Genomic DNA, 26152 nt, shown 5'->3' with positions numbered 1-26152 from the left:
AACTGACGTTGTGAATTAACCGAATTGATTCATTGTGTTATTCGCGCCGCCCGCTTTCAAAGCGGCTTCTCCGGCGAAATATTCCTTATGGTCATCGCCAATGTCGCTGCCCGACATATTTTGATGCTTGACGCAGGCGATGCCTTGGCGAATTTCCTGCCGCTGCACATTCAAAACATAACCGAGCATTCCAGCGTCTCCGAAATATTCCTTCGCCAGATTGTCGGTCGACAGCGCAGCGGTGTGATAAGTCGGCAGCGTGATCAGATGGTGGAATATCCCCGCCCGTTTTGCGCCATCGGCTTGAAATGTCCGGATGCGCTCATCGGCAATATCGGCCAATTTCGTGCCGTCATATTCTACGCTCATCAAATCATCGCGGTTATATGCGGAAACGTCTTTGCCATCCTTCACCATCGCGTCATAGACTTGCTGACGGAAATTCAGCGTCCAGTTAAAGCTTGGCGAATTATTGTAAACCAGCTTTGCGTTGGGAACGACTTCGCGGATCCGGTCCATCATGCTGGCAATCTGTTCAACATGCGGCTTTTCGGTTTCAATCCACAGCAAATCTGCCCCATTTTGCAGGCTGGTAATACTGTCCAGTACGCAGCGATCTGCGCCTGTGCCTTCGCGGAATTGGAATAGGCCGGATGGCAAACGCTTTGGCCGCATAAGCTTGCCGTCGCGATTGAGCACGACATCACCGTTGCGGGCGGTCGCAGGATCAATCTCTTCGCAATCAAGGAAGCTGTTATATTGATCGCCAATATCGCCCGGCTCGGTCGAAACCGCTATCTGCTTCGTTAGGCCAGCGCCCAAGGAGTCGGTGCGGGTGACGATAATGCCATCATCGACGCCAAGTTCCAAAAAGGCATAGCGGCAGGCGCGGATCTTCTGAATGAAATCCTCATGCGGCACGGTAACCTTGCCGTCCTGATGCCCGCATTGCTTTTCGTCCGACACTTGGTTTTCAATTTGCAAAGCGCAGGCACCGGCTTCGATCATTTTTTTGGCGAGCAAATAGGTTGCCTCGGCATTACCAAATCCGGCATCAATGTCGGCGATGATTGGAACAACGTGGGTTTGATGATTTTCGACCGCCTTCAGCAATGCCTGCTCTTTGGCGCTCTCACCTGCTGCGCGGGCGGCGTCAATTTCGCGGAACATCATGCCCAGTTCGCGGGCATCGGCCTGACGCAAGAATGTGTACAGCTCCTCGATCAGAGCAGGCACGCTTGTTTTTTCGTGCATCGACTGATCGGGCAGGGGGCCAAATTCGCTGCGCAATGCGGCGACCATCCAGCCGGATAGATAGAGGTAACGGCGATCCGTGCTGCCAAAATGTTTCTTGATCGAGATCATCTTCTGCTGCGCGATGAAGCCATGCCAGCAGCCCAGCGACTGAGTATAGAGCGACGAGTCGGCATCATAGGCCGCCATATCCTGACGCATGATTGCGGCGGTATAACGGGCGATATCGAGGCCAGTGCGGAAACGGTTCTGCAAGCGCATCCGGGCGACTGACTCGGCGTCTATGCCTGCCCATTTCCCGTCATGGCTGCCGATAAGCTGTTTTGCAGCGTCGGTTTCGTCGCCATAGGTGAGATGTTGATTCAGCGGTGGGAGCTTTTGCTGATATGTCATGGCTTTGCCCTTTCTGGTGTATATATTTTGCTGTTACTGATTTTGCAGTTACAGTGTTGGTTCTGATCCGAACTTGACGATGTTGCCGCGCAATGGCGAGTCAAATGTGTAAAAATTGTTGTTGTGCAGTCGCAAAGTCGCAAAGAAACTTGTCATATTGTAAATATTGTGACAAATAGAGGTATGGCCAATCAAAAGTTATTCGCCGGGCACGCCGTGCGCCGGATCCGCCGTGCAAGCGGGCTTACGCAGGTTGCGATGGCAGAGGCGCTCGACGTGTCGGCTAGCTACCTGAACCTGATCGAACGCAATCAACGCCCCCTGACCGCGCCGATCATGCTACGATTAGCGGAGCGGTTTGATTTTGATGCGCGCAGTTTAACCGGTGCATCGCCGGGCGGTGGAGCCGAATCGATTAAACGCCGGCTCGCCGATCCGTTATTCGCCGATTTATCACTCGACCGGATGCAGATTGAGGATTGGATATCCGCCGCCCCCGATGCGGCCGAGGCTTTTGCCCGCGCATTTGACCGTTTGGCGAGCGGCGGCGATGCTGGCCCTGTTGGCAATGACACCATCACACCGGTGCGCGAGGCGATTGGCAAATGGCGCAATCATTTTGCCGATCTGGACGCGCAGGCGGAGGAGCTGGCCGATGAGCTGCGGCTGCAAAGCGCCGACCTATATGGCGCAATAACCGACCGGCTGCGCACGCGGCACCGCCTGTCGATCCGGATATTGCCGGTCGATGTCATGCCTGACACGTTGCGGCGGCTTGATCTGCACGCGCGGCAATTGCAATTGTCGGAGCTGCTCGATCCGTCCAGCCGGACATTTGCCGCCGCTTATCAACTGGCCGAATTGGAGGCGCGGGAACAGATTGACGCGCTGGTCAAAGGTGCCGACTTTAGCGAGCGGGCCAGCGAAAAGCTCTATCACCGCCATTTAAGCGGCTATTTCGCGGCGGCGGTGATGATGCCTTATGCCCGGTTTCTCCGGGCCTGTGAGGCCACGGGTTACGACGTGAATCTGCTATCAGCGCGTTTTGGCGCGAGTTTTGAACAGGTCGCGCACCGGCTCACCACGTTGCAGCGGGTGGGCGCACGCGGCCTGCCATTCTTTATGATCCGCATTGACCGGGCCGGTCAAAGCAGCAAGCGCTATGCCGGGGCAAGCGGGGCTGCGCTTGCAGAAACCGACGGGCGTTGCCCGATATGGATATTACATCACGCCTTTGACGCCGGTGGGCGGATCGTGACGCAATTGGCAGAGCTGGAAGATGGTAGCCGCTGGTTCACCATGGCCAAAAATGTCCGCCCGCAAAATGGCGAAGCCGAATTTGCTATTGCGCTCGGGATAGATGCATCGATGGCGGCGCCGTTGGCGGCAGCGCGGGGGGTTGACTTGAAATCAGGGCCAGCGGCGCAAATCGGCCTTGGCTGCGCCAATTGCACGCGCCCCCAATGCGCGCAGCGCAGCGCCCCACCATTGGGACGGGTGCTGACCTTTAACGAATATCAACGGGGCCTGACTGCATTCGAATTTGTCGGGGATTAGGGTCAGGCTGCGGGCTCTGACCCCATGCCGCCTAAATCCTATATTGGGTGCTTGACCGCCTGATCCTATGCCGCTTTCACGCGTAAAGGACGGCAGACATGATGAAGAAAAAACTGATTTTGATATTGGGGGATCAATTGTCGCTGGGGCTATCCTCGCTTGCCGCCGTTAATCCTGATAATGCGGTCATATTGATGGCTGAGGTGCGGGCGGAGGCGACCTATGTGCGCCATCATAAAAAGAAAATCGCGTTCCTATTTTCGGCCATGCGCCATTTTGCCGAGGAGCTGTCGCAGGCAGGTTGGACCGCCGATTATGTCCAATATGATGCGAGTGGAAATAGCGGATCGTTATTTGGTGAGGTCCGGCGCGCGCTGTCCCGCCATGACATTGATGAAGTGATCCTGACGGAACCGGGCGAATGGCGGCTGCGCGATGAAATGGCGGAATGGGAATTGCGGCTGGATGTACCGGTGCGGATATTGCCGGATGACCGGTTCCTGTGCAGCCATGAAGAATTTGCCGGCTGGGCCGAGGGACGCAAGGCGCTGCGCATGGAATATTTTTACCGGGATATGCGGCGCAAAAGCGGTTTGTTGATGGATGGCGACAATCCGGCCGGCGGCAAATGGAATTATGATGCGGAAAACCGCAAGGCGGCGGACCGCGATTTGATGATGCCGCAGCCGCTGCGTTTTGAACCCGATGACGTGACGCAGCAGGTGATCGCGCTCGTGTCCGCCGAATTTGCGGATCACTTTGGCGATTTGTCGCCATTTTGGTTTGGCACCAGCCGGGATCAGGCGGAGGCCGCATTTGACCATTTCCTGAAAACCGGACTGGCGCGCTTCGGTGATTATCAGGATGCGATGCTGCGTGATGAAAAATTTCTCTATCATGCCGTGGTGTCGCTTTATCTGAATTGCGGATTGCTATGCCCGCTCGACATATGCAGGCGGGTGGAGGCGGAATATCGCGCGGGCCGCGTGCCGCTGAATGCTGCGGAAGGTTTTATCCGGCAAGTGATCGGGTGGCGCGAATATGTGCGCGGCATTTACTGGCTCAAAATGCCCGGCTATGCGCAGGTCAACGCGCTGGAGGCGAAGCGGCCTTTGCCTGAATTTTACTGGACCGCCGATACCGATATGGCCTGTGTCCGCGCCTGTGTTCAGCAAACAAAAGAGGAAGCCTATGCCCATCATATTCAGCGGTTGATGGTGACGGGCACCTTTGCCTTGCTGGCCGGGGTTGATCCGGGGGAGCTGCATCAATGGTATCTGGCCGTTTATGCGGATGCCTATGAATGGGTGGAATTACCCAACACGATAGGGATGAGCCAATTTGCCGATGGCGGTTTGCTGGCATCGAAACCATATGCCGCGAGCGGGGCCTATATTGACCGTATGTCGGATTATTGCAGCGGATGCCACTATAAGGTGAAAGAGAAAAACGGCGAAAAAGCCTGTCCGTTCAATTATCTCTATTGGGATTTCATCGCCCGGCATAAAGCGCGGCTGGCGAATAATCCGCGCATGGGGCAAATGGTCAGAAGCTATGAGCGGTTTGACGATGCCAAGAAACAAGCGATTGCGGATGATGCGAAGCGGTTTTTGGGAAGCTTGGATTAGAACTTTAGAATATTCAAAAGCGGTGATTTTCCAAAGCACAATTTCGTCATTCCCGCGAAGGCGGGAATCCATCACCGGAAGGCCGAATGTTGAGCCGGGCTCGCAGTTTGGACTTATAGCTTAGGCGATGGACCCCCGGCTTCGCGGGGGTGACGCTGTATCTGTATTTAACTATGTTACCAATATGCCATGGGGCCTGAACGTGAACTAAACCTCAGCAAACACACCCAGAAAAACCGTCATAACGCCAAGGCCAAGCGAGAGATGCCAGCGCAAGGTCATCCAATCGCCGTTAATCCCAAATAATTGCCGGTCGGCGGCGGGCGACGCGATCAGGCACAGCCCAATGATGATTAACGATGGCCCCGGCCAACCCCAACCCAATGTCCATGGTAAATAGGCCGCGAGAGAGATGAGGCTAGGCAGCACGGCCGCAATATAGGGCAGGGGCCGGGCATCGCCGGTTGCCACCGCTTGTCCCCACCAAATGCCGCCCAGGAAGCTGAATATCAGGGCCGCATAGCCGAAACCGATACTGAGCGCGAACCAGCTATTTTGTGAATTGCTGAGCAACGCAACCACGCAGAAAAGCTGCGGTAGTAAACCAGCATAGCCGAGCAGCTTCGCAAGGATAGTGATGCGGCCGCCGCCTGCTAATGAACCATCGGTCATCATGCAGCTCCTTTTTTGGCGGTGCGGCACCGGTCCGAACAATATTTGACATTGTCCCAATCGCGTTCCCATTTTTTGCGCCATTTGAATGGCAGGCCGCAGGTCAAACAGGATTTTTCCGGCAAATTGGATTTTTTGACCATCTTGGGCATGGGATGCAGCTTATCCTTATTTGAATTATGGCTGCTTTAGACCTTCGACAATTTGTTTGACACTCTGGGATTTTCCCCGTGGCACGATCAGCACATCGTTGCCGCTGGCCACAATAATCATATCCTCAAGCCCCGCCGCATGGATGCGGATACCATCGCTGTGGATCAAATTGCCTTTGCCGTCCAAATCAGTGACATATTCCTGCAGCGGGTGGTTGCCGAGATCGTAAAGCGCATCCCAGCTGCCCACATCGGACCAGCCCATGCTAACCGGTATGACCGCCACCTTTTCGGCTTTTTCCATAACGGCATAGTCGATGCTGTCGGCTGGGCAGGTTTCAAAGGCGGCTTTATCGGCATGAATTTGGTTGCCGCTGCGCTTTGCTTTTTCCATTGCTGCTGTTGCGCTGGACAGCATTGCCGGAGCAAATTGGCCGAGCGCCTCCAGATAGGCGCTGGCGCAAAAAAGGAAGATGCCGCCATTCCACAAATGGTCACCGCCCGCGATCATTTCAGCGGCGCGGACCGCATCGGGTTTTTCGGTAAAACGCGCGACCTTATGCACGCCGGGCGAAAGCGGCTCGCCGGTTTGGATATAGCCATAGCCGGTTTCCGGCCGGGTTGGGGTTATTCCAAACGTCGTCAGCCATCCTGCACCCACCAGCGGCAATGCAGCGTCAATGGCGGCGTGAAAGGCCGCGACATCCTCAATCACATGGTCGCTGGGCATGACCAGCAAAGGTGCGTCTGGATCAGCGGCGGCCAACGCGGCGAGGGCGATGGCAGGCGCGGTGTTACGCGCACATGGTTCGAGCAGGATTTCAGCGTCAGATACGCCGATCTGCTCCAATTGCGCACCGATCAGGCCGATATGCGATGTGCCCGCGACAATTAAGGGCGGCGCAAATTTCGCGGCATCGCAGCACCGATCCAGCGTCATCTGAAACATGGTATGCGGCCCCGTCAGTGCCAGAAACTGCTTGGGCCGTTCGGGCCGCGACATCGGCCAAAGCCGCGTGCCGCCGCCGCCCGATAGGATGACAGGAGTGATTTTTTTGGTGCCGGGATTCTGTTCCATTGCTGCCACATTAAACAATCCGGTGGCGGCGGCAACCAATAAGGATGGTAAAAATTATACTATGCATTTCAGCGGCCTGATCGCCTATTGTAAATTTAACCGACACTTTACCTTTCGGGTGTAAAGCACACGTCCATCATTATGTTAGGGCGATTACCGCGTGATCAGGCTGTTCAAACATTATATTCCCTATGCGGTCTTGTTCCTCGCGATAGTGGATGTGTTTTTGCTGATCGCCGCAGCGGAGACTGCGTGGGTCATTCGTGCCAATCAGATCGGGATGACGGTCGATTATATCGGCACCCGTTTTTGGGCGCTGGCGATATTTGCAGGATCGGTGCAGGTCGCGGCTATGGCAGTCGGGGTCTACAGCCCCGAAGCGCTCCAATCGCTGCGCTTTTCGGTTGCGCGCTTGTTGGTGGCGGTATCGCTGGGCGTGATATTCCAATCGGTGATGGGCTTTATGATGCCCGACATCACCCTGTGGCGTTCCAACAGTCTCTATGCCATGTGCCTCGCATTTGTTTATCTGGCGCTCAGCCGCGCTTTGCTCGGCAGCTTAATCGGTGCAGAAGCCTTCAAACGCCGCGTGCTGATATTGGGCGCAGGCAAAAGGGCGCAGCGGATCAAGGATCTGGAGGAGAAAAAAGGATCGGGCTTTATCGTCGTCGGCTATATTGCGATGAACGAGAATAAGCGCGTCATTCCCGAAGCGATCAACCGCGACGCGATCTATAACCTAGCTGATTTCGTCGTCAAATTGGGGGCCAGCGAAGTTGTGCTGGCGCTGGAGGAGCGGCGCAATGCCATTCCGCTGGGCGATTTGCTGCGGATTAAAACCACCGGCGTCCATGTTAATGAGCTGTCGAGTTTCTTTGAACGCGAAACGGGCCGGGTGGACTTAGATAGTGTCAACCCAAGCTGGTTGATATTTTCCGATGGATTTTCGTCCGGACGGCGCCTGTCGTCATTTGCCAAACGGCTTTTCGATATATTGGCGAGCCTGCTTTTGCTGCTGCTTACTGCGCCGATCATCGTCCTGTTTGCGATCTTCATCAAATTGGAAAGCAAAGGCCCTGCACTCTACCGCCAACAGCGCGTCGGTTTGTTTGGACAGCCCTATTATGTCAATAAACTGCGCTCCATGCGCAGCGATGCCGAAGTGGACGGTAAGGCCGTTTGGGCATCCGAAGATGATCCGCGCATCACCCGTGTCGGCAAATTCATCCGCAAGGTGCGCATCGATGAACTGCCGCAAACGTGGAATGTGCTAAAAGGCGAAATGAGCTTTGTCGGGCCGCGTCCCGAACGGCCGGAATTTGTTGCCGATTTGGAAGGGCAGCTGAGCTATTATGCCGAACGCCATATGGTCAAGCCGGGCATAACCGGTTGGGCACAGATCAACTATCCCTATGGCGCATCGATCGATGATAGCCGTCAGAAGCTGGAATATGATCTATATTACGCCAAAAACTATACGCCGTTTCTCGACATATTGATCCTGCTGCAAACGCTGCGCGTGGTTTTGTGGCCAGATGGAGCACGATGATATGATGGAGCTATTATCCCTGCTAAGCTTTTGGGGCCATGCGGCGGTCGGCTTTTTATATGCGGCGCTTGCGATATGGCTGTTTCACAAACATAGCTTCAAAAATCAGCAGCAAGTTATATTGATTATCGCATTGGGGCTGACATCGGCCTGGGGCACGGCGGCGGTGATTGGTCATCCTTATGATACCATATCACTGGTTTTGGAATCGATGCGAAACGCCGCTTGGCTCGGGTTCATGTTTTTCCTGTTGCGCAGCGGTGAAGGCCGTAAACAGCCGCGCACGATCAACATCATCTACTTCGTCCTTGGCGCGGTGTTGCTGTGCCAGCCTGCGATTGATGGCCTTAACTCAACGCTGACACCAGAAATTCCGGTGGCTCAGGTCGCCGAGCAAACGGCATTGTTGCTGCGAATGATTTTTTCAATTGGCGCGTTGGTGTTGGTGCATAATCTCTATACGGTCTCGGCGCCCGAAGCGCGTTGGGGGGTTAGCCTGCCCATGGCCGGATTGGCGGCCATGTGGACATTCGACCTCAACCTTTACACCATCGCCTATATGGCCGACGAAATTCCGGCCGAGCTAATCTCAACCCGCGGCATCGCCATGTCATTATTGGTGCCGGTATTTGCCATGGCGTTGAAGCGAAATGAAAACTGGCGGCTTCGTTTGTCGCGTTCGGTGGCGTTTCAATCAGTTTCCTTGCTGGCGATCGGGGCCTATTTGCTGGGTATGCTGCTGCTCGCTACGGCCATACAATTTGTGGGTGGCACCTATGTCCGGCTGGCGCAAATTACCTTAATTTTCGGTATGTCGCTGACCGCGTTGCTGATCCTGCCGTCGGGCCGGTTCCGTGCTTGGTTGAATGTGATAATCGCCAAGAATTTTTTTCAGCACCGTTATGATTATCGCAGCGAGTGGATGCGCTTTGCAGATACCATTGGTTTTCCGAGCAAAGAAGCCGCGCCGTTTCATGAAAGAGTGGTGAAATCGCTGGCCGATATTTTTGACAGCCCGGCGGGGTTGCTGCTGGTTCCTGATGAGCAAGAACGGTTGACGTTGCAGGCCCGGTGGAATTGGGCAACCGCCGACGTGCCCGCCAATTGCGTCACGTCGCAGACGATGCCCTTTTTTGAATCCACCGGACATATTTTGTCGATGGACCATGTGCGCGCCGGGACCGATGAACGCTGCGATCCGCGCGCGATACCGCAATGGTTATATGACGAGGCGCAGGCATGGGCGGTTGTGCCGCTGGTCCATTTTGGCAAACTGGCTGGACTCGCCATATTGGCGCGGCCCCGGATTAAGCGGGAACTGGATTGGGAAGATTTGGATATGCTACGCGTCGTGGGCCGCCAAGTTGCCAGTTACTTGGCCGAAGCGACCAGTCATCAGGCATTGGCCGAGGCGCAGCAATTTGAACAATTTAACCGCCGTTTTGCCTTTGTCATGCATGATATTAAAAACTTGGTCAGCCAATTGAGCATATTGGCCCGCAATGCCGAAAAACACGCCGATAATCCTGAGTTTCAGGCCGATATGGTCGATACGTTAAAAGGATCGGTCGACAAAATGAACGACCTGCTCGCCCGCCTGTCGCAACATAACAAGGCCAAACATGCGGCGCCCGAACCTGTTGATATCAGCGCGGTTGTGATGAAAGCCGTGCATGACAAGCGGTTAATCTACCCGATTGATGTGCAAGTCACGAAAGGGATGATGGCGGTCGCCGACCCGGCGCGGGTCGAAACGATCATTGGCCATTTGGTCCAAAATGCGATTGAGGCGACCGATGATGGCGCCCCTGTAAAAATCACCTGCCGCAGTCAAGGCACCGACATTGCCATTGGCATATCCGATAGCGGCGTGGGCATGAGCGAGGCATTTATCGCCAATCAATTATTCAAACCTTTTGAATCCAGCAAAGACGGCGGTTTTGGCATTGGCGCTTATGAAGCGCGGGCGCTGGCCGTTTCGATGGGCGGTCAGCTGCGCGTTGAAAGCCGACTGGGCAAAGGGTCTCATTTCACGCTGTTATTGCCCGCTGAACAGAGCGGAAATGGCGAATATAATCATATAGAAGAGGCAGCATGATGGCGGATTCAAAACCCAAATTATTGATTGTTGAGGATGATCTCGGCCTGCAAAAACAGCTCAAATGGTCCTATGAAAATTTCCATGTGATGTGTGCATCGAACCGCGAAGAAGCGATCAATCTGCTGCGTTCGGAAGAGCCCGATGTGGTCACTTTGGACCTTGGCCTGCCGCCTGATCCCGATGGCGTATCGGAAGGGTTCAAGGCATTGGATGAAATGCTGAAGCTGAAACCTGATACAAAAATCATCGTCGCATCGGGGCATGGTGCACGGGAAAGCGCGATGAAAGCAATTTCCGCAGGGGCATGGGATTTTTACCAAAAACCAGTCGATATTGATGAATTGCACCTGATCGTAAAGCGGGCTTTTCATGTGCGCGAACTGGAATTGCAGAATGAAAAGTCGATGATGGCACCCGTTGATGGTGAGCTGTTGCTGGGATCCATCATCACTGCTGCACCCGAAATGTTGAAAATTGCCCGCACGATTGAACGGGTGGCATCGACCGGAGTGTCCGTCCTATTGCTAGGTGCCAGCGGCACCGGCAAAGAATTGCTCGCCCGCGGCCTACATGACAGCAGCGATCGCCGGGACAAGCCCTTTGTCGCCATTAACTGCGGCGCCATTCCGGAAAATCTGCTTGAATCCGAATTATTCGGTCATGAAAAAGGGGCGTTTACTGGCGCTGTCAAGACCACCGAGGGTAAAATTGAGCTGGCCGATGGCGGGACGCTGTTCCTCGATGAAGTCGGCGACATCCCTTTGCCATTGCAGGTGAAATTGCTTCGTTTCCTGCAAGAGCGAGTGATTGAACGGATTGGCGGGCGAAAGGGTATACCCGTTGATGTCCGGGTGGTATGCGCCACGCATCAAAATTTGAACAAGATGATCGCCGATCAGACATTTCGCGATGACCTATTTTACCGGCTTGCGGAAATTACCGTCAATATCCCGCCATTGAATGAACGCACCGGCGATGCCGTGTTGCTGGCCAAGCATTTCCTGAACCGTTTTGCCAAAGAAATGAACCCGGGAGTGAAGGGTTTTTCTGCCGCCGCGCTGACCGCCATTGATCAATGGGATTGGCCGGGCAATGTCCGCGAGCTTGAAAACCGGATTAAACGGGCGGTGATTATGACCGAAGGCAAATTCGTCACGGCCGAAGATTTGGAATTTACCGATGATGATGAGGATTTGCTGCTCAACCTGAAAGCTGCGCGCGAACAGGCCGACCGGCGCGCCATCAAGCGTGCGATTTCGCGCACCGAAGGTAACATATCGAACGCGGCAAAACTATTGGGGATTAGCAGGCCGACCTTATACGACCTGCTCAAACAATATGAACTTCAGGTATAGACCCAGACATCTGATCAAGCGGGAGACACGGACCGAAAAATTTGTGCGCAGATTTTCGGCCATCCGGCGTCCCTTGCTCTATGGGACGGGCGGCTTGATTGCGCTTGCCCTGCTGTTTGCAATCGGGTCGGTGTTATTCCGCGAACAGGGGCAAGCAGCGGCAGAAGCAGCCTACGCCCGCGCGGAAGAATATTATGAAGCCAAAGATTACCGTGCGGCCCGCATCGAATTGATGAATGCGGTAAAAGCCAGTCCAAATTGGACGCCCGGCTTAATCGCGCAGGCGAATGTCTCGCTGGAAATATTTGACGGTCAGACCGCGAAAATCGCGCTTGAACAGGCAGTGGGGGCCGGCGCAGAGCAAATATCCTTGCAGCATTTATTGGGCCATGCCTTGTGGATGACAGGCGATAGCGAACGGGCGGAAATATTGCTGTCTGATCCGGCGATTCCGCAAGATAACCGGGCCTATGCGCTGCGAATATTGGGGCGGCTCTATTCGGAACGCGGTGATTATGACCTGGCCCGAGAGGCTTTTGATACGGCGCTGGAAATTGCGCCGGATGACAGCAGGCTGTGGACAGAGATTGCGCGGTTCCGTTTTGTCTATGCCGATCATATGGGCGCGATTGCGGCATCCGACAAAGCGGTCGCGCTGGACCCTGATGACGTTCGTGCGATAGAATTTCGCGGGCAAATGGTACGTTCCCAATTTGGGCTTGCTGCGGCTTTGCCTTGGTTTGAACGGGGGTTGTCGATCAACGGCGATGATATTCCCTTGCTGGAGGAATATGCAGTGACGCTCGGCGAGCTCGGCCGCAACCGCGATATGTTGGCGCAGGCGCGAAAGATACTGGCGATCAACAGCAAAAATGGCCGCGCCTATTATATGCAGGCGGTGATTGCCGCGCGCGCGGGTGACTATGCGTTGGCGCAGCGGATATTGGGCGTTGCTGGCGCGGCTATCAACGAAACACCCGGCGCGATGCTGGTGTCGGCGATAGCGGAATATGAGCTTGGGAATTTCAACAAAGCGGCGGATATCCTCGACCGGCTATCGTCAATGCAGCCCGGCAATATGCGGGTCCGGCGCTTGCTCGCGCGGGCAAAATTGCGGGCGGGCAACAATTTGGATGCGCTCGATATTATTCAGCCGTTGCTGCAAAGTGGTGCGCCCGATAGCTATGATGCGTTACTTGCGGCGCGCGCTTTCGAAGTTTCGGGCGAACGGGATAAAGCCGCCGACGGCCTGTCTGCCGCATCGCTGCCGATCATTCGCGGGGCCAAGCCGTTGCCGCAGCAGCTATCGATTACCGCCGCCGCCGACGGAGCGCAGCGTAATCCCGGCGATGCCCGTTATGCTATTCCCTATATCCGCGCTTTGCTGCTGCGGGGGAATGTCGGCCAAGCGCTGTCACAGGCACGAAGCCTGCAAGCGCGCAATCCGGGTGTGGCCGATTCCCACATATTGGTCGGCGATGTCGAAGCGGCCGCAGGCGATTACCGTGCCGCAGCGGTCAATTATGGCCGGGCGCGGGAGATTGAGTTTTCGGAAAATGTCATGCTGCGCCTTGTCGACAGTTACCGCCGCACGGGCAGGGTGAAAGAGGCGAATGAGGTGCTCGCTGCCTTTGTCTATTTCAACCCCAATAATTTGTCGGCGCAGCGCCTGACGGCGTATCTGTTCATTGATGAAGCCCGCTGGGCCGAAGCCTTACCAATGCTTTTGAAATTGCGCAGCCGAGTGGGATATAATGATAGCATATTAAACGCCAATCTGGCCCGCACCTATTCCGCCCTGAACCGCCATGATGAAGCCATTTTCAATGCGCAGGCAGCCTATAAAATCGATCCAGCCAATCCGCTGGTGACGTTGATTTATGGACAGGTGCTGCTCAAATCCGGGCAACGGCCAAAAGCTGCGTTGGAGCTATTTGAAAAGGCAGACGCACTGATCCCAGGCAATAGCGAAGTAGCGGCGGGGTTGAAGGCCGCAAAAGCAGCCTATAAAAAAGCCGCTTAGCGTTCCAGTTCGACGAGGTCCGATAATTCGAGGCCAGCGCGCTGCATTTGCGCCTTCACCTCGGGCCAGATCGTTTTGACAAAATGGTCGCGTTCATGGCCGCGCAGCTTCGTCACTGCCCCTTGCGCAACGAATAGGCCAACGCCGCGTTTCACATCGACAAGTCCGCTATCCTGAAACAGCTGATAGGCTTTGGCGACGGTCAACGGGTTGGCCCCCTGCTGCGCCGCAAAAGCGCGCACCGATGGCAGCATTTCGCCCTCACCATATTCGCCGTCCAATATTGCCGCCGCGATCACGTCGCGCAATTTCAGATATACCGGCTTATTATCATTCTTCATAACCCTACTACTGCCATAATACAGTAGGGCGCGTCAAGATAAGGCAATTTACGGTATTTTTGCCCAGCGGCCTTATGCAGCGGTTGGTTTTGGCCAATGCCGGATGATAGTGTCCAATTCAGGGCGAGGGCGTTCCTCCAGCGGATTGGCCGGTGTGCCGATATAGAAAAAGCCAGCTATTTCTTCGTCACCTTCGCATAATTCCGCCCGCACAATCGGATCATAAGCCGCCCAGCCGGTGATCCAGCTGCCTGCAAATCCATATGCATGGGCGGCATGGAGCAGGTTCATCGCGGCAGCGCCGACCGACAATTGCTGTTCCCAAAGCGGGATTTTAGGACTTGGCTGCGGCGCATAAAGCAGCACGACGAGCGAAGGGGCCATAAAGGCAGGGGCAATCGCGGCCTCGATCTGAATCTCCCGCGCCTCAGGGTTGGCGGTGGTAAATGCCTTGCGCAGCAACGCGCCAAAGGCACTGCGTGCATCATCGCCGATGGGCACAAAACGCCATGGAAACAGCTTGCCATGATCGGGCGTCCGCGCCGCCAATGCGAGAATATCGCGCAATGAAGGCTCGTCTGGGCCCGGCGCAATCAAATCGCGCGGCTTTCCAGATCGGCGGGTCGAGAGATAGCGGGGGAGCGAAGTCAGGTCATTGAACATGGCCGATTATCTAAGCCAAAGCATAACCGATAGCCAGCCAAGATACGGCGTTTTTCCCAGAAAATGAAAGCGGCACGTAATAAAATTCTTCACAGCCGCAATTTTTTGGTTAGGGTGCGGATAGGAAAAGCAGTCATAACAATGACAGCTTGCACAATAGTTCAGGGAAGAGGGTCGTTTGAATGGGCGATATGAAGGCAATTGGCCAGTGGGTTGAAGGCGATTGGATTGCGGCAATAGCAGCGATCGGCCTGGCAATTTTTCTAATCGGCGGGATGTTTATTGCTACGCGAAAAACTGCTGAATTTGCAGGACATCCTCGGGGCCTATTCGTTCTATTCTTTGCTGAAATGTGGGAGCGGTTTTCCTTCTATGGCATGAAAGCGCTGCTGATATTTTACCTTACCCAGCATTGGGATTTTAACGATGCCAAAGGTAATGTTATTTTGGCGACCTACGCCGCATTAGTTTATATTACGCCGGTGTTAGGCGGATACCTTGCCGACAGATATCTCGGTCAACGAAAAGCGGTGCTGTTTGGCGGCGTCCTTTTGGCTATCGGTCATTTATTGATGGCATTTGAAGGCGTGGGTGGACAGGATGATCCGGTCATCAACGTATTTTGGGCGGCTTTATCCTTTATCATCGTTGGTTCCGGTTTTCTGAAAGCCAATATTTCGGTCATTGTTGGCCAACTCTATTCGCGGACAGATATCCGCCGCGATGGGGCTTATACAATTTTCTATATGGGCATAAACGCAGGCGCGGCCTTTGGCACGATCCTAGTTGGATATCTCGGGCAAACTATTGGATGGTCGTATGGTTTTGGCCTTGCTGGCATTGGCATGGTCCTGGGACTAATTGCTTTTGTCATCTATACTCCCTTGTTGTTGGGTAAGGGCGAATCCTCTAACCCGCAGCTGCTGGGATCTCAGGTGTTTGGGATTAAGTTGGAATGGTTGCTTTACTTGTTAAGCTTAGTTGCTGTCGGCGTAATGTGGCTGTTGGTTCAAAATCAGGGCGTGGTGGATATATTGTTCATCGTCGCCGGACTCATGCTGCTGGGCTATGTTGTGTTTCAAGCGTTCAAGCTGGATCGTGAAGCAAGGGACCGGATTTTTGCGATATTGTTCCTGATTTCGCTCCAACCCCTTTTCTGGGGCTTGTTTGAACAAGCAGGCGGCTCGCTGAACTTATTTACCGACCGCCATGTTGATCGGGGCGGGGTCCCGGCATCTTTGTTTCAGTCGATCAACGCCATCTATATTATCCTGTTGGCACCGCTGTTTGCATGGTTCTGGCAAATGCTCGCACGCAAAGGATGGGAGCCGTCAACGCCGTTCAAATTTGGTTTGGCATTGATGCAGGTAGGTCTTGGCTTTTTGGTGCTAAACTGGGGCGCACAAGCAGCCGGTATGTCTGCCGCTGTCCCCGTGATTTTTATCTTCTTGATTTATCTGCTGCACACGACCGGCGAGTTGTGCCTGTCACCGGTTGGACTGTCGGCAATGAACCGATTGGCCCCTACCACCATGGCTTCTTTGATTATGGGCGCATGGTTTTACGCCACAGCCGGTGGTCAGATCGTAGCTGGTAAAATTGGCGAAGCAACTGGCGGTGAAACGGGTGAGGCAACCAAAGAAATGACGTTGGCCGTATATGCACAAATTGGTTGGGTTTCGATTGGCGTGGGTGTGGCAGTGTTGATCGTTGCACCATTAATCAAAAAGCTGATGCATCTTGATACTTTGAAGGACGATGAAGTTGGTAGTCACCTGACAGGCACGGGTGCGGCGGAACCGGATGCCGCTGGTGCGCATCCGGCAACCAACAATTAAGCGGAGCAAAAAATGGCATTAAGGGAATTTCGGTGGGCGGCATTCGCTTTGCCCTTGGGTCTGATGGCGTGTGCGGCGAGCGGCGGTGAGGAACTGAAAAGTGCGGCGTCCAAACCAGTGGCCGCGCAAAAGGCGGCCGAGAAAAAGCCTGCTCCTATTGCTTTTCCTTCCACCTACACCGCTTATCCGTCGGTTGAGACATTGATCATGCCCGCCACGATATTCGACGGCGAAGGCGGCAAGATTGAAAATGGCTGGGTCCATATGGTCGGCGGCAAGATAAAAGCCGTGGGCGGACCCACAACTGCGCCGCCCGATGTTGCAAATGTCGTCGATGGCACGGGCAAATTTGTAACGCCTGGCATCATCGATATTCATTCGCATTTGGGTGACTATCCTACACCATCGGTTGATGCACATAGCGACGGGAATGAGGCCACATCGCCAACCACGCCGGAAGTATGGGCCGAACATAGCGTTTGGCCGCAAGATCCGGGTTTTAGCCGCGCGCTTGCCAATGGCGGCATTACCAGCCTGCAAATTTTGCCCGGTTCGGCGAATCTGATGGGTGGGCGCAGCGTGACGTTGAAAAATGTCTATTCGCGCACGGTGCAGGGGATGAAATTTCCCGGTGCGCCCTATGGCCTGAAAATGGCCTGCGGTGAAAATCCGAAGCGCGTCTATGGCAGCAAAGGCCGGATGCCCTCGACCCGTATGGGCAATTTCGCCGTCAACCGGCAAACCTGGATCAAGGCGCAGGAATATAAGAAAAAGCGCGATAGCGGTAAGGACTATACCCGCGACATCGGGATGGAAACGCTGGCGGGTGTTTTGGATGGCGATATTTTGGTCCACAATCACTGCTACCGCGCCGATGAAATGGCGCTTGTGATGGATATGGCCAAGGAATTTGGGTATAAGATCACGGCATTCCATCACGCGGTTGAAAGCTATAAAATCGGCGATTTGCTGAAAGCGCATGGCGCGTGCAGTGCGGTTTGGGCCGATTGGTGGGGTTTCAAAATGGAGGCCTATGACGCCATTCCAGAAAATGCCGCGCTGATCGAAAATGCCGGGGCTTGCACCATCATCCACAGCGATGACGAAAATCAGATACAGCGGCTGAACCAAGAAGCGGCAAAGGCCATGGCCGATGGCCGCCGCATGGGTATTGATATCAGCGAGGGCACGGCGATCAAATGGATCACGCTGAATCCGGCGAAAGCCATGGGTATCGACAAGATGACTGGCAGCTTGGCCCCCGGAAAAATGGCTGATCTTGTCCTATGGAACGGCAATCCGCTCAGCGTCTATTCGCGGCCAGACAAGGTATGGATTGACGGGGCGTTGATGTTCGATGCTGCCAATCCCGCGCGCCGTCCGGTGAGCGATTTTGAACTCGGCCAGCCCGGTGAAGGAGACGTGAAATGAAGCGTGCAATTTCTTCGCTGACGGCGGCTGGATGGCTGCTGGCGTCCTGCGCTCTGGCACCTGCCGCTTTGGCTCAGACAACCGCGATCACCGGCGGTAAAATTGTCATCGGCGATGGCAGCGAGCCGATTGAGGGCGGAACCGTCGTCATTCGTAATGGCACCATCATTGCCGCCGGAGCCAATGTCCAAATTCCCGCTGGTGCCGACATTGTCGACGCATCGGGCAGCTGGGTCACGCCGGGCATATTTGCAGGCTTTAGCCGGGTTGGCCTTGTGGAGGTCAGCGCGGTGAGCGGCACCAATGACGCCAGCGCAAGCGGCAGCGAGTTTAATGCCGGGCTGGATATAGCGCCTGCGATTGACCCATTTCGCAGCGCCATCGCGATCAGCCGCGCCGCAGGGATTACCCGCGCGGTGGTTGCACCAAGCGCAGGCCGCAACATGTTTGCAGGGCAGGGGGCGGTCGCCGACCTTGGCGCTGACCCCGATCCGGTGACCAAAGCAAAAGCATTTCAATTTGTCGAATTTGGCGAAAATGGAGCGCGTATTGCAGGGGGCAGCCGGTCCGCATCGCATTTGACTTTCCGCGCCATGCTGCGCGAAGCAGCGGATTATGCGGCGGGTAAAGACAGTTTTGATGATAATCTGCTGCGCGCCGAAGATGCCAAAGCGCTTTTGCCCGTAGTGCAGGGGCGCACCAAGCTGCTGGTCCATGTCGAAGGTGCAAATGATATATTGCGCGTGATAGAATTGAAAAAGGATTTCCCCGAGCTGCAACTGGTTTTGGTTGGCGCAAGCGAAGGCTGGCGGGTTGCGGACCGAATTGCAGCAGCAAAAATACCGGTCATCGCATCGGCGCTTAATGATTTGCCTGCTACGTTTGAACAGCTGGGTGCGACGCAATCCAACATTGGCCGTTTGAAACGCGCGGGCGTCGAAGTTGCCATTGGCATGATCGACGATAATGACGCGCATCAGCTCCGCTATTCCGCGCAATATGCTGGAAATTTGGTGAGCTTGACCAAGGTTCCGGGTGCATCTGGGCTAAGCTGGAACGAAGCATTTGCGGCAATAACGTCAAAGCCCGCTGACATTATAGGCGTCGGCACCACGCATGGCAGCTTAAAAGCGGGACGAGCCGCAGATGTCGTGATTTGGGACGGTGATCCGCTCGAGCTTTCCACCTTGGCGCAAAGCGTCTATGTCGATGGCGTCCTGCAACCGCTTGATAATCGTCAGGCGCGGCTCCGGGATCGGTACCGGATCCCTAGCGAAGGCGATTTGCCCAAGGCATATGACCGGTAGTTAGGATATTTTCAGGGGGCTGCTGAAAGGAATTTTATGGGCGGCTATCTGAATTTGGTTCTGGCATCGCTGGCATTTGTGGGCAGTCATTTCGCCATGTCGCATAATTTGCGTCCGGCAATGGTGCGGCTATTCGGCCGAAATGCTTTCATGGCGGTATATTCGCTGATTTCGCTGGCCGCGCTTATTTGGATGGTGATTGCCTATCGTGCGGTCCCCGCTGGCACCGTCTATTGGCCTGCGGGCGATATTTTATGGGCAGTTTCCAGCGTCCTGACCTTCATCGCTGCGGTGCTCTATTCAGGTTCCATGTCCGGCAATCCCGCTCTGCCCTCGCCCGGTGCAGCGGAATATGCGGGGCGTATGCCCGCTGGTGTGTTTCGCGTAACGCGCCATCCGATGATGTGGTCTTTTGCGCTATGGGGTTTTGCCCATTTGTTGATTGCGCCGCGCACCGATAATTTCATCTTCATCGGCAGCATCATCTTTTTGGCATTGGCAGGGGCAAAGGCGCAGGAGTTGAAAAAAGCCGCAACGATGGGTGTGGAATGGGAAATGTGGTGCCGCAGGACCCATTATTTCCCGGCCATTACCGGCGTCGCATCGATTGGCCCGTGGACGTGGATTATCGGCACCGCGTTATGGCTGATCGCGACATGGGCCCATGGCTGGTTCGACGTGCCTGCGGCTGGCCTGTTCCGCTGGATACAGCTATGATGCTATAGCCGCACCATGGCCATCCCGCGTTCACCATAACGCGGGCCCGATGTCTGACCAACCGGCGCAGCGGCAGCGAGCGCATCCAAATCCTCTTGCGTCAATTGGACCGATGCTGCCGCGATGCTATCCTCCATGGTCACGCGCCGCTTTGTGCCGGGGATTGGCACAATATCTTCGCCTTGCGCCAATAGCCATGCGAGCGCAACCTGCGCATTGGACAGGCCATGCTGCGCGGCTATGTTGCTGACCACATCGACGATTTTCATATTGGCCGCGAAATTTTTTGCATCAAAACGCGGGTCATTGCGCCGCCAGTCATTTTCGGGAAGGTCATTCAGGCTCTTAATCTGCCCCGTTAAAAAACCGCGGCCGAGCGGAGAATAAGGCACAAAGCCAATCCCATGATCGCGGCATACCGGCAATATGTCGGTTTCGACATCGCGTTCCCATAAAGAATATTCGCTTTGCAGCGCGGTGATCGGTGCCTCCGCTGCCGCTTTTGCCAAGGTGGCAGGACCGGCTTCGGATAGGCCGATATGCCGGATTTTTCCTTCTTTGACCAAATCGGCCATCGCGCCGACGGTTTCTTCAATCGGCACATTGGGGTCGACCCGGTGTTGATAATAGAGGTCAATATAATCAGTGCCGAGCCGTTTCAGACAGCCTTCGGCCGTTGCCTTTACATTTTCGGGAGACCCGTCCGCGCCAACGGGAACGCCGCCTTCAATCTTAAAACCGAATTTTGTGGCAATGACGAGGCCGTCCCGTTTGCCCTTTATCGCTTCGCCGACCAGTTCCTCATTGCTGAACGGTCCATATATCTGCGCCGTGTCGAAAAATGTGACGCCCAGGTCGATGGCTTTATGGATGGTTTTGATCGCTTCATCGGGATCGGCTTGATCGCCATATAGGATATTGCCACCTTTTATCATCGGCATACAGCCGATACCGATGGCTGATACTTTCAATCCTTGCCCCAATGTCCGATATTTCACGATGTTTCTCCTTCGGCCAAATCGCCCTCAAATCGGGCGACGGTTCCCGTAACGGCCATATCCATGGTGACATTAGCCAACGTGCGCATAATGTCAGGAAAAGCCTCAATTGCCAATAGCAACACCAGCGGTTCGACGGGCAGGCCCATGGCGATGTTAATCGGCGCGATGGAGGTAATAAAGCTAACCGATCCCGGCAGGCTTACCGCGCCCATTGTGGTGATGGCGGCGGCCACGATCCCGGCTATCATCGCGCTGGTGGTGATTTCAATGCCCATCAGATGCGCGACATAAATGGCGACCGCCAAATTCATGCAGGGCCCGGTGGCGCGAAACAGCGCAACCGATATAGGCAAAACGACATCTGCAGACCGTTCGCCCACACCCATCGCCTTCACCCCTTGCACCATTGCGGGCAGCGACGCGAGCGAGCTTTGTGTGGATATCGCAACCGCCTGTGCCGGGATGCTGGCCCGGAAAAAAGCAAGTGGGCTGCGCTTTGCGCCCAGCAGCGCGAGCAGGAAAGAGGCGAGATAAATGACTGTGCCGACGGCCACCACGATCAACACATAATGGGCAAGGCCGACAAAACTTTGCGCGCCCGCCCGCGCGCCAACTACCAGCGCGAGGGCAAAGACACCGACGGGGGCAAGCGCCAACACCCATTGGACCAATATCAACATCGCCTCTGATATGGCGGCGAAGAAATCGGCGATCGTGCTGCGCTTTTTTTCGGGCAGGCGCGTGACCGCAAAGGCAAAAGCGAGCGTGAAGATAATCAGCGGCAATATCGCATCATTCGCTGCTGCGGCCACTGGATTGGCGGGCACGATATCGCGAAAAAATTCCAAAATGGAGGGCACTGGTCCCGGCTCCTGCGCGGTGCTGAGCGCCGATTGCAGCGCGGCAGCCGCATCGGCAGGCAGGGGGAATAGCGCAAGCAACGCAGGCGTAAATAGCGCCGCCATCGCCGCCGAAGCCCATAGGATCGCAATCATCGTTGCTATCGCCCGAAATGTCATCCGGCCCGCCTTTGCCATCACCGCAGTTTGCACGATGCCGACGATTAACAAGGAGACGACCAGCGGAATAATCGTCATGCGCAGGCCGTTCAGCCACAATGCGCCGACAAATTCCGCGCCCTTGATCACACCGTCCGATCCACCGGGCAGCAACATCCCGCAAATCAGACCGATGATGAGCGCAGCCAAGATGAAGAGAGCTTTTTGCATATCCGGTTCCCTGTTAATGCCTGATCGCCACAGATACAGGGCGATACGGCGCTGGCAAGCGATTAGGGTCAGGACCTATTAATTGCGCGACTGAGGTTTGAGTCAATTTTGTTCAGACCCCATTAGCGTTCTGGGGAAAAGAGCCGCTGCACTAGCCTGCTAATGCAAGGTTCTTTGACGCAGGGCTGGGCAAAATTGGCCAAATCCTGCGGGACAAAGAAATGGCTTCCATCTCGAATAAAAGCATCCTTGCAAACAGAACCACTGTTCGCGGCGGACGCATTCATCCGATATGTTCGCCATTTCTTTGCCTCAGACGCGGAATTAATAGGTCCTGACCCTAGCCACTTTTTGCAATGACGGCTTTGCCAATGGCGGCAATTTGGGTTAGGGCGAGCCGATAATATTTGGTTGGGGATCATTTTCGGCATGCGCAAATTTTTTGGAACCGACGGCATCAGGGGCCGGACCAATCAGGGCAATATGACCCCCGAAATTGCGATGAAGGTCGGCCAAGCCGCCGGAACCCATTTTCTGCGCGGCGGGCATAAGCACCGGGTGGTTATTGGCAAGGATACGAGGCTGTCGGGCTATATGGTCGAAAATGCCCTTGTGGCGGGCTTTACCAGTGTCGGCATGAATGTCGTGCAATTTGGTCCAATACCTACGCCCGCCGTGGCGATGTTAACCCGGTCTATGCGGGCCGATTTGGGCGTGATGATTTCCGCCAGCCACAATCCGTATGAGGATAATGGTATAAAGCTGTTTGGTCCCGATGGTTTCAAATTGTCCGATGAGGATGAGCTCGCCATCGAAGCGTTAATCGAAGCGCCGGTTGAGCTCGCCGATCCAACAGAGATTGGCCGTGCCCGCCGTATTGAGGATGCCCGCGGGCGGTATATTCATGCGGTTAAGGCGTCGGTGCCGGAACATATTCGTTTTGACGGCCTGCACGTCGTGCTCGATTGCGCCAATGGTGCGGCCTATCAAGTTGCGCCCACCGCCATTTGGGAATTGGGCGCAAAAGTCACGACCATTGGCGTGACCCCCAACGGCAAGAATATCAATGACAAAGTGGGCTCTACCCATGTCGAAACGCTTCAGGAAACGGTGGTTGCATCGGGCGCGGATATTGGCATTGCGCTGGACGGTGATGCCGACCGTTTGATCGTGGTCGACGAAAAAGGACAGGTGGTCGACGGCGATCAAATCATGGCGCTGCTTGGCACAGCGATGAGCCGCAGCGGGCGGTTAACCGGCGATGGTATCGTGGCGACGGTGATGTCCAATTTGGGCTTGGAACGCTATTTGGAAAGCCAGCATCTAAAGCTGATCCGCGCAAAGGTTGGCGACCGTTATGTGCTGGAGGAAATGCGCGCGCGGGGCATGAATGTTGGCGGAGAACAATCGGGGCATATGATTATGCTCGATCATGCAACAACCGGCGACGGCACGGTCACCGCGTTGCAGGTATTGTCGCAGCTGGTGGAAAGCGGAAAGCCTGCGAGCGAGCTACTTCACCTGTTTGATCGCGTGCCGCAACTGCTTAAAAATGTGCGTTTCGCGGGCGGTAGGCCGCTGGACGATGCAAAGGTGCAGGCCGTGATTGCCGACGCGGAAAAAGAGCTTGCGGGGCAGGGGCGTCTGGTGATCCGGCCATCGGGCACCGAACCTGTTATCCGCGTTATGGCAGAAGGCGATGATGCTGCGCAGGTAGAAGCGGTGGTTGACCGGATATGCGCTGTGGTGGCTGAGGTTGCGGGCTGATGCTGGAAATGCGCCCGGATTGCGAGAAATGCGGCGCAGATTTGCCAGCGCATAGCCATGGCGCATTTATTTGTTCATTCGAATGCAGTTTTTGCGCGGACTGCACGGATGCTATGGATGAAATCTGCCCCAATTGCGGCGGCGAATTGACCGACAGGCCAGTGAGGGCAAAGAAGCTCTTGGAGCAATATCCCGCTTCGACCATTCGAAAGCATCAGGCATGAGCGCGGCCCGTATCCTCATAATCGCTGGATCGGACAGCGGCGGCGGGGCAGGCATACAAGCCGATATCAAAACCGTGACGATGCTGGGCGGTCATGCAATGACTGCGGTAACCGCGATCACCGCACAAAATACAGTGGGCGTGCAGGCGGTGCATCCGGTTCCGGCCGATATGGTGATACAGCAATGCCAATCGGTCGTCAGCGACATCGGCGTCGATGCCGTGAAGATCGGTATGATCGGCAGCGCCGAGACGGCAGAGGCGGTGGCGGAATATCTGAAGCAATTGACGGTACCGATCGTGTTTGATCCAGTGATGGTCGCAACCAGCGGTGCGACACTCGCAGATGCGCGGACCATATCGGTCTTTCAAAAACTGATGGCGCTGGCCAGCGTGGTGACACCAAATGTGCCAGAAATGAATGCGCTGGGCGGTGCCGCGCCGATATTACGCCATGGCTGCCATTTGCTGATGAAGGGCGGCCATGCCGACGGGCAGGGTGATGAGATTGTCGATCAATTATTATCCCCCAACGGCCAGATGCGCGAATGGCGCAACGCCCGCATAAATAGCGGTAGCACGCATGGCACTGGCTGCACCCTCGCGAGCGCAGTGGCGTGCGGATTGGGGCAGGGCATGAACGCCGAACAAGCGGTGGACCGGGGCATAGAATTTGTCCGACTGGCGATATATGAGGCGGCTGGTTTGGGTAAGGGCCACGGTCCGATGGCGCATCAAAATGTCCGAGCGGATGCAATGGTACCGGGCGCGTCGCTCAACCAGATTACGCTGCCCGCGCGCGATTACCGCGCATCGGTGCTATTCTATCAGGATTTAGGCTTGCGGCAGATCGTCGATAGCCCGGATAACGGCTATGCCCGGTTTGAGGCTGCCAATGGGGTGACATTATCGGTGCACCAAAGCGATGCAGATAGCGGCGGCGTGGTCGTCTATCTGGAAAGCAGGACGCTGGATCAATGGGTGACGCAATTGTCCAGCGATGGGTTTGATTTCGACCAAATGCCCCGCGACGAAGATTGGGGTTGGCGCGAGGCCCGCCTGCGTGATCCGCATGGCAATATCATCTGCCTATATCAAGCAGGAGAAAATCGCCGATATCCGCCGTGGCGCTTGCCGGAACAGAAATGATATTCGGCATAGACGAGGCTGGGCGCGGGCCGCTGGCAGGGCCGGTAGTCGCGGCGGCGGTGCTGCTTTGTGATGGCGGGATAGCTGGCCTTGATGACAGCAAAAAGCTGTCGGCAAAAAAGCGGGCGGCGTTGGAGCTGCAGATTAAGGCGCATTGTCATTGGGCCATTGGTATCGCATCGGTCGAAGAGATTGACCGGATCAATATTTTGCAGGCTACCATGCTCGCCATGACCCGCGCCGCAAATGAGCTGACCGCGCAATTGGGTAAGGAGCCACAGCAGATTCTGGTCGATGGAAATCGTCTGCCCCGTTGGAACTACCGGGCAGAGGCGGTGGTTGGCGGTGATGCCATCCACCCGTGTATTTCCGCCGCCAGCATCATTGCCAAGGAACATCGCGACCGGTTGATGATCGCCGCCGATGCCGACTATCCCGGCTATGGCTGGGCCAGTAATAAGGGATATGGCAGCAAACTTCATATGGATGCGCTGCGCCGCCTTGGTCCAACCCCGCTCCACCGCAGGAGCTTTGCCCCTGTCGCCCAGATGATTTTGGTATAGCCGAAATTTTTTTCGCAAATCCTGCGATATTGAGTCCTTTGCGCCACACCACCACCGGTTGAGTCCTCCCCGAATCGCCTGACTCCATATCTTGTGGGTGACTCCTTTTGTTCTCCCCTAGGGGCAGCGGCGTTAACCATATCTTTGCTGCTTTTGTGCAG

General features: G+C 55.3%; 22 protein-coding genes. 14 read left to right on the top strand and 8 right to left on the bottom strand.

What is annotated here, in order from left to right:
- Positions 1-15: 15 nt before the first annotated feature.
- On the bottom strand, positions 16-1647 hold the full coding sequence (locus tag ACFOWX_RS07580; protein WP_381422821.1) for an isocitrate lyase: 1632 nt from the start codon (positions 1645-1647) through the stop codon (positions 16-18).
- 183 nt (positions 1648-1830) lie between these two features.
- Here ACFOWX_RS07580 and ACFOWX_RS07575 point away from each other — a divergent pair, with 183 nt between their 5' ends.
- The gene (locus tag ACFOWX_RS07575) at positions 1831-3204 is read left to right on the top strand and encodes a helix-turn-helix domain-containing protein (RefSeq protein WP_381422820.1); all 1374 of its coding nucleotides are present in this window, start codon (positions 1831-1833) and stop codon (positions 3202-3204) included.
- Between the two features lie 98 nt (positions 3205-3302).
- Positions 3303-4832 (top strand): cryptochrome/photolyase family protein, encoded by a 1530-nt coding sequence (locus ACFOWX_RS07570; RefSeq protein ID WP_381422818.1) that lies wholly within the window; start codon positions 3303-3305, stop codon positions 4830-4832.
- Positions 4833-5039: 207 nt separating this feature from the next.
- On the opposite strand, the gene ACFOWX_RS07565 is transcribed toward ACFOWX_RS07570, so the two are convergent.
- Genes ACFOWX_RS07565 through ACFOWX_RS07555 form a run of 3 tightly spaced genes read right to left on the bottom strand, consistent with a single transcriptional unit; the run spans position 5040 to position 6734 of the window.
- The gene (locus ACFOWX_RS07565) at positions 5040-5507 is read right to left on the bottom strand and encodes a DUF3429 domain-containing protein (protein ID WP_381422816.1); all 468 of its coding nucleotides are present in this window, start codon (positions 5505-5507) and stop codon (positions 5040-5042) included.
- Complete coding sequence (locus ACFOWX_RS07560; protein ID WP_381422814.1) at positions 5504-5656, bottom strand: DUF2256 domain-containing protein; 153 nt, start codon at positions 5654-5656, stop codon at positions 5504-5506. The genes ACFOWX_RS07565 and ACFOWX_RS07560 overlap by 4 nt, the downstream gene beginning before the upstream one ends.
- A gap of 25 nt (positions 5657-5681) precedes the next feature.
- The gene (locus ACFOWX_RS07555; RefSeq protein ID WP_381422812.1) at positions 5682-6734 is read right to left on the bottom strand and encodes a mannose-1-phosphate guanylyltransferase/mannose-6-phosphate isomerase; all 1053 of its coding nucleotides are present in this window, start codon (positions 6732-6734) and stop codon (positions 5682-5684) included.
- Between the two features lie 160 nt (positions 6735-6894).
- Here ACFOWX_RS07555 and ACFOWX_RS07550 point away from each other — a divergent pair, with 160 nt between their 5' ends.
- The 4 genes from ACFOWX_RS07550 to ACFOWX_RS07535 are packed head-to-tail and all read left to right on the top strand — an operon-like array spanning position 6895 to position 13762.
- Positions 6895-8283, top strand: a complete 1389-nt coding sequence (locus ACFOWX_RS07550; protein ID WP_381422810.1) for a TIGR03013 family XrtA/PEP-CTERM system glycosyltransferase — start codon at positions 6895-6897, stop codon at positions 8281-8283.
- Between the two features lies 1 nt (position 8284).
- Entirely contained in the window at positions 8285-10381 is a 2097-nt protein-coding gene (prsK, locus tag ACFOWX_RS07545; RefSeq protein WP_381422808.1) for an XrtA/PEP-CTERM system histidine kinase PrsK, read from the top strand.
- Positions 10381-11739, top strand: coding sequence for a PEP-CTERM-box response regulator transcription factor (gene prsR / locus ACFOWX_RS07540; protein WP_381424964.1), 1359 nt, complete (start codon positions 10381-10383; stop codon positions 11737-11739). The genes prsK and prsR overlap by 1 nt, the downstream gene beginning before the upstream one ends.
- A 43-nt stretch (positions 11740-11782) precedes the next feature.
- Positions 11783-13762 carry a tetratricopeptide repeat protein gene (locus ACFOWX_RS07535; RefSeq protein ID WP_381422806.1) on the top strand — a complete coding sequence of 660 codons (1980 nt, stop codon included), beginning with the start codon at positions 11783-11785 and terminating at the stop codon, positions 13760-13762.
- Here the strand turns inward: ACFOWX_RS07535 and ACFOWX_RS07530 are convergent.
- Entirely contained in the window at positions 13759-14103 is a 345-nt protein-coding gene (locus ACFOWX_RS07530; RefSeq protein WP_381422804.1) for a GntR family transcriptional regulator, read from the bottom strand. The two genes, ACFOWX_RS07535 and ACFOWX_RS07530, sit on opposite strands and share 4 nt — an antisense overlap.
- Positions 14104-14175: 72 nt before the next feature.
- Positions 14176-14766 carry a nitroreductase family protein gene (locus ACFOWX_RS07525; RefSeq protein ID WP_381422802.1) on the bottom strand — a complete coding sequence of 197 codons (591 nt, stop codon included), beginning with the start codon at positions 14764-14766 and terminating at the stop codon, positions 14176-14178.
- A 191-nt stretch (positions 14767-14957) separates the two neighbouring features.
- Here ACFOWX_RS07525 and ACFOWX_RS07520 point away from each other — a divergent pair, with 191 nt between their 5' ends.
- From ACFOWX_RS07520 to ACFOWX_RS07505, 4 genes are read left to right on the top strand one after another with little or no spacing between them, the layout of a single operon-like run.
- Positions 14958-16604 (top strand): peptide MFS transporter, encoded by a 1647-nt coding sequence (locus tag ACFOWX_RS07520; RefSeq protein WP_381424962.1) that lies wholly within the window; start codon positions 14958-14960, stop codon positions 16602-16604.
- 12 nt (positions 16605-16616) lie between these two features.
- Positions 16617-18035, top strand: a complete 1419-nt coding sequence (locus tag ACFOWX_RS07515) for an amidohydrolase (RefSeq protein WP_381422800.1) — start codon at positions 16617-16619, stop codon at positions 18033-18035.
- A complete protein-coding gene (locus ACFOWX_RS07510) occupies positions 18032-19342 on the top strand; it encodes an amidohydrolase family protein (protein WP_381422798.1) in 1311 nt (436 codons plus the stop codon). Before ACFOWX_RS07515 ends, ACFOWX_RS07510 begins: the two co-directional genes overlap by 4 nt.
- Positions 19343-19378: 36 nt before the next feature.
- The gene (locus ACFOWX_RS07505) at positions 19379-20059 is read left to right on the top strand and encodes an NnrU family protein (RefSeq protein WP_381422796.1); all 681 of its coding nucleotides are present in this window, start codon (positions 19379-19381) and stop codon (positions 20057-20059) included.
- A 2-nt stretch (positions 20060-20061) separates the two neighbouring features.
- Here ACFOWX_RS07505 and ACFOWX_RS07500 read toward each other — a convergent pair whose 3' ends face one another.
- Both ACFOWX_RS07500 and ACFOWX_RS07495 read right to left on the bottom strand, forming a co-directional pair.
- The gene (locus tag ACFOWX_RS07500) at positions 20062-21057 is read right to left on the bottom strand and encodes an aldo/keto reductase (RefSeq protein ID WP_381422794.1); all 996 of its coding nucleotides are present in this window, start codon (positions 21055-21057) and stop codon (positions 20062-20064) included.
- Entirely contained in the window at positions 21054-22289 is a 1236-nt protein-coding gene (locus ACFOWX_RS07495) for a dicarboxylate/amino acid:cation symporter (RefSeq protein WP_381422792.1), read from the bottom strand. Before ACFOWX_RS07495 ends, ACFOWX_RS07500 begins: the two co-directional genes overlap by 4 nt.
- Positions 22290-22718: 429 nt before the next feature.
- Between ACFOWX_RS07495 and glmM the strand changes: the two genes are divergently transcribed.
- The 4 genes from glmM to ACFOWX_RS07475 are packed head-to-tail and all read left to right on the top strand — an operon-like array spanning position 22719 to position 25991.
- Entirely contained in the window at positions 22719-24056 is a 1338-nt protein-coding gene (glmM, locus tag ACFOWX_RS07490; protein WP_381422790.1) for a phosphoglucosamine mutase, read from the top strand.
- Entirely contained in the window at positions 24056-24280 is a 225-nt protein-coding gene (locus tag ACFOWX_RS07485) for a DUF1272 domain-containing protein (RefSeq protein WP_381422788.1), read from the top strand. Before glmM ends, ACFOWX_RS07485 begins: the two co-directional genes overlap by 1 nt.
- Positions 24277-25428 (top strand): bifunctional hydroxymethylpyrimidine kinase/phosphomethylpyrimidine kinase, encoded by a 1152-nt coding sequence (thiD, locus tag ACFOWX_RS07480; protein ID WP_381422786.1) that lies wholly within the window; start codon positions 24277-24279, stop codon positions 25426-25428. The genes ACFOWX_RS07485 and thiD overlap by 4 nt, the downstream gene beginning before the upstream one ends.
- The gene (locus tag ACFOWX_RS07475) at positions 25425-25991 is read left to right on the top strand and encodes a ribonuclease HII (protein WP_381422784.1); all 567 of its coding nucleotides are present in this window, start codon (positions 25425-25427) and stop codon (positions 25989-25991) included. The genes thiD and ACFOWX_RS07475 overlap by 4 nt, the downstream gene beginning before the upstream one ends.
- The last annotated feature ends 161 nt before the right edge of the window (positions 25992-26152 follow it).

The sequence above is a fragment of the Sphingorhabdus arenilitoris genome (assembly GCF_042651485.1).
GTDB classification, from domain to species: domain Bacteria; phylum Pseudomonadota; class Alphaproteobacteria; order Sphingomonadales; family Sphingomonadaceae; genus Sphingorhabdus_B; species Sphingorhabdus_B arenilitoris.
Note: the sequence above shows the minus strand (reverse complement) of the source record. Positions and strands in the feature narration are given on the sequence as shown.

Excerpts from the sequence above, each read along its gene's own strand:
- ACFOWX_RS07580 (WP_381422821.1), bottom strand. The coding sequence starts at position 1,647 with ATGACATATCAGCAAAAGCTCCCACCGCTGAATCAACATCTCACCTAT.
- prsR (WP_381424964.1), top strand. The coding sequence starts at position 10,381 with ATGGCGGATTCAAAACCCAAATTATTGATTGTTGAGGATGATCTCGGC.
- ACFOWX_RS07575 (WP_381422820.1), top strand. The coding sequence starts at position 1,831 with ATGGCCAATCAAAAGTTATTCGCCGGGCACGCCGTGCGCCGGATCCGC.
- thiD (WP_381422786.1), top strand. The coding sequence starts at position 24,277 with ATGAGCGCGGCCCGTATCCTCATAATCGCTGGATCGGACAGCGGCGGC.
- glmM (WP_381422790.1), top strand. The coding sequence starts at position 22,719 with ATGCGCAAATTTTTTGGAACCGACGGCATCAGGGGCCGGACCAATCAG.
- ACFOWX_RS07495 (WP_381422792.1), bottom strand. The coding sequence starts at position 22,289 with ATGCAAAAAGCTCTCTTCATCTTGGCTGCGCTCATCATCGGTCTGATT.
- ACFOWX_RS07510 (WP_381422798.1), top strand. The coding sequence starts at position 18,032 with ATGAAGCGTGCAATTTCTTCGCTGACGGCGGCTGGATGGCTGCTGGCG.
- ACFOWX_RS07570 (WP_381422818.1), top strand. The coding sequence starts at position 3,303 with ATGATGAAGAAAAAACTGATTTTGATATTGGGGGATCAATTGTCGCTG.
- ACFOWX_RS07555 (WP_381422812.1), bottom strand. The coding sequence starts at position 6,734 with ATGGAACAGAATCCCGGCACCAAAAAAATCACTCCTGTCATCCTATCG.
- ACFOWX_RS07560 (WP_381422814.1), bottom strand. The coding sequence starts at position 5,656 with ATGCCCAAGATGGTCAAAAAATCCAATTTGCCGGAAAAATCCTGTTTG.
- ACFOWX_RS07525 (WP_381422802.1), bottom strand. The coding sequence starts at position 14,766 with ATGTTCAATGACCTGACTTCGCTCCCCCGCTATCTCTCGACCCGCCGA.
- ACFOWX_RS07485 (WP_381422788.1), top strand. The coding sequence starts at position 24,056 with ATGCTGGAAATGCGCCCGGATTGCGAGAAATGCGGCGCAGATTTGCCA.
- ACFOWX_RS07505 (WP_381422796.1), top strand. The coding sequence starts at position 19,379 with ATGGGCGGCTATCTGAATTTGGTTCTGGCATCGCTGGCATTTGTGGGC.
- ACFOWX_RS07530 (WP_381422804.1), bottom strand. The coding sequence starts at position 14,103 with ATGAAGAATGATAATAAGCCGGTATATCTGAAATTGCGCGACGTGATC.
- ACFOWX_RS07515 (WP_381422800.1), top strand. The coding sequence starts at position 16,617 with ATGGCATTAAGGGAATTTCGGTGGGCGGCATTCGCTTTGCCCTTGGGT.
- ACFOWX_RS07565 (WP_381422816.1), bottom strand. The coding sequence starts at position 5,507 with ATGATGACCGATGGTTCATTAGCAGGCGGCGGCCGCATCACTATCCTT.
- ACFOWX_RS07475 (WP_381422784.1), top strand. The coding sequence starts at position 25,425 with ATGATATTCGGCATAGACGAGGCTGGGCGCGGGCCGCTGGCAGGGCCG.
- ACFOWX_RS07520 (WP_381424962.1), top strand. The coding sequence starts at position 14,958 with ATGAAGGCAATTGGCCAGTGGGTTGAAGGCGATTGGATTGCGGCAATA.
- prsK (WP_381422808.1), top strand. The coding sequence starts at position 8,285 with ATGATGGAGCTATTATCCCTGCTAAGCTTTTGGGGCCATGCGGCGGTC.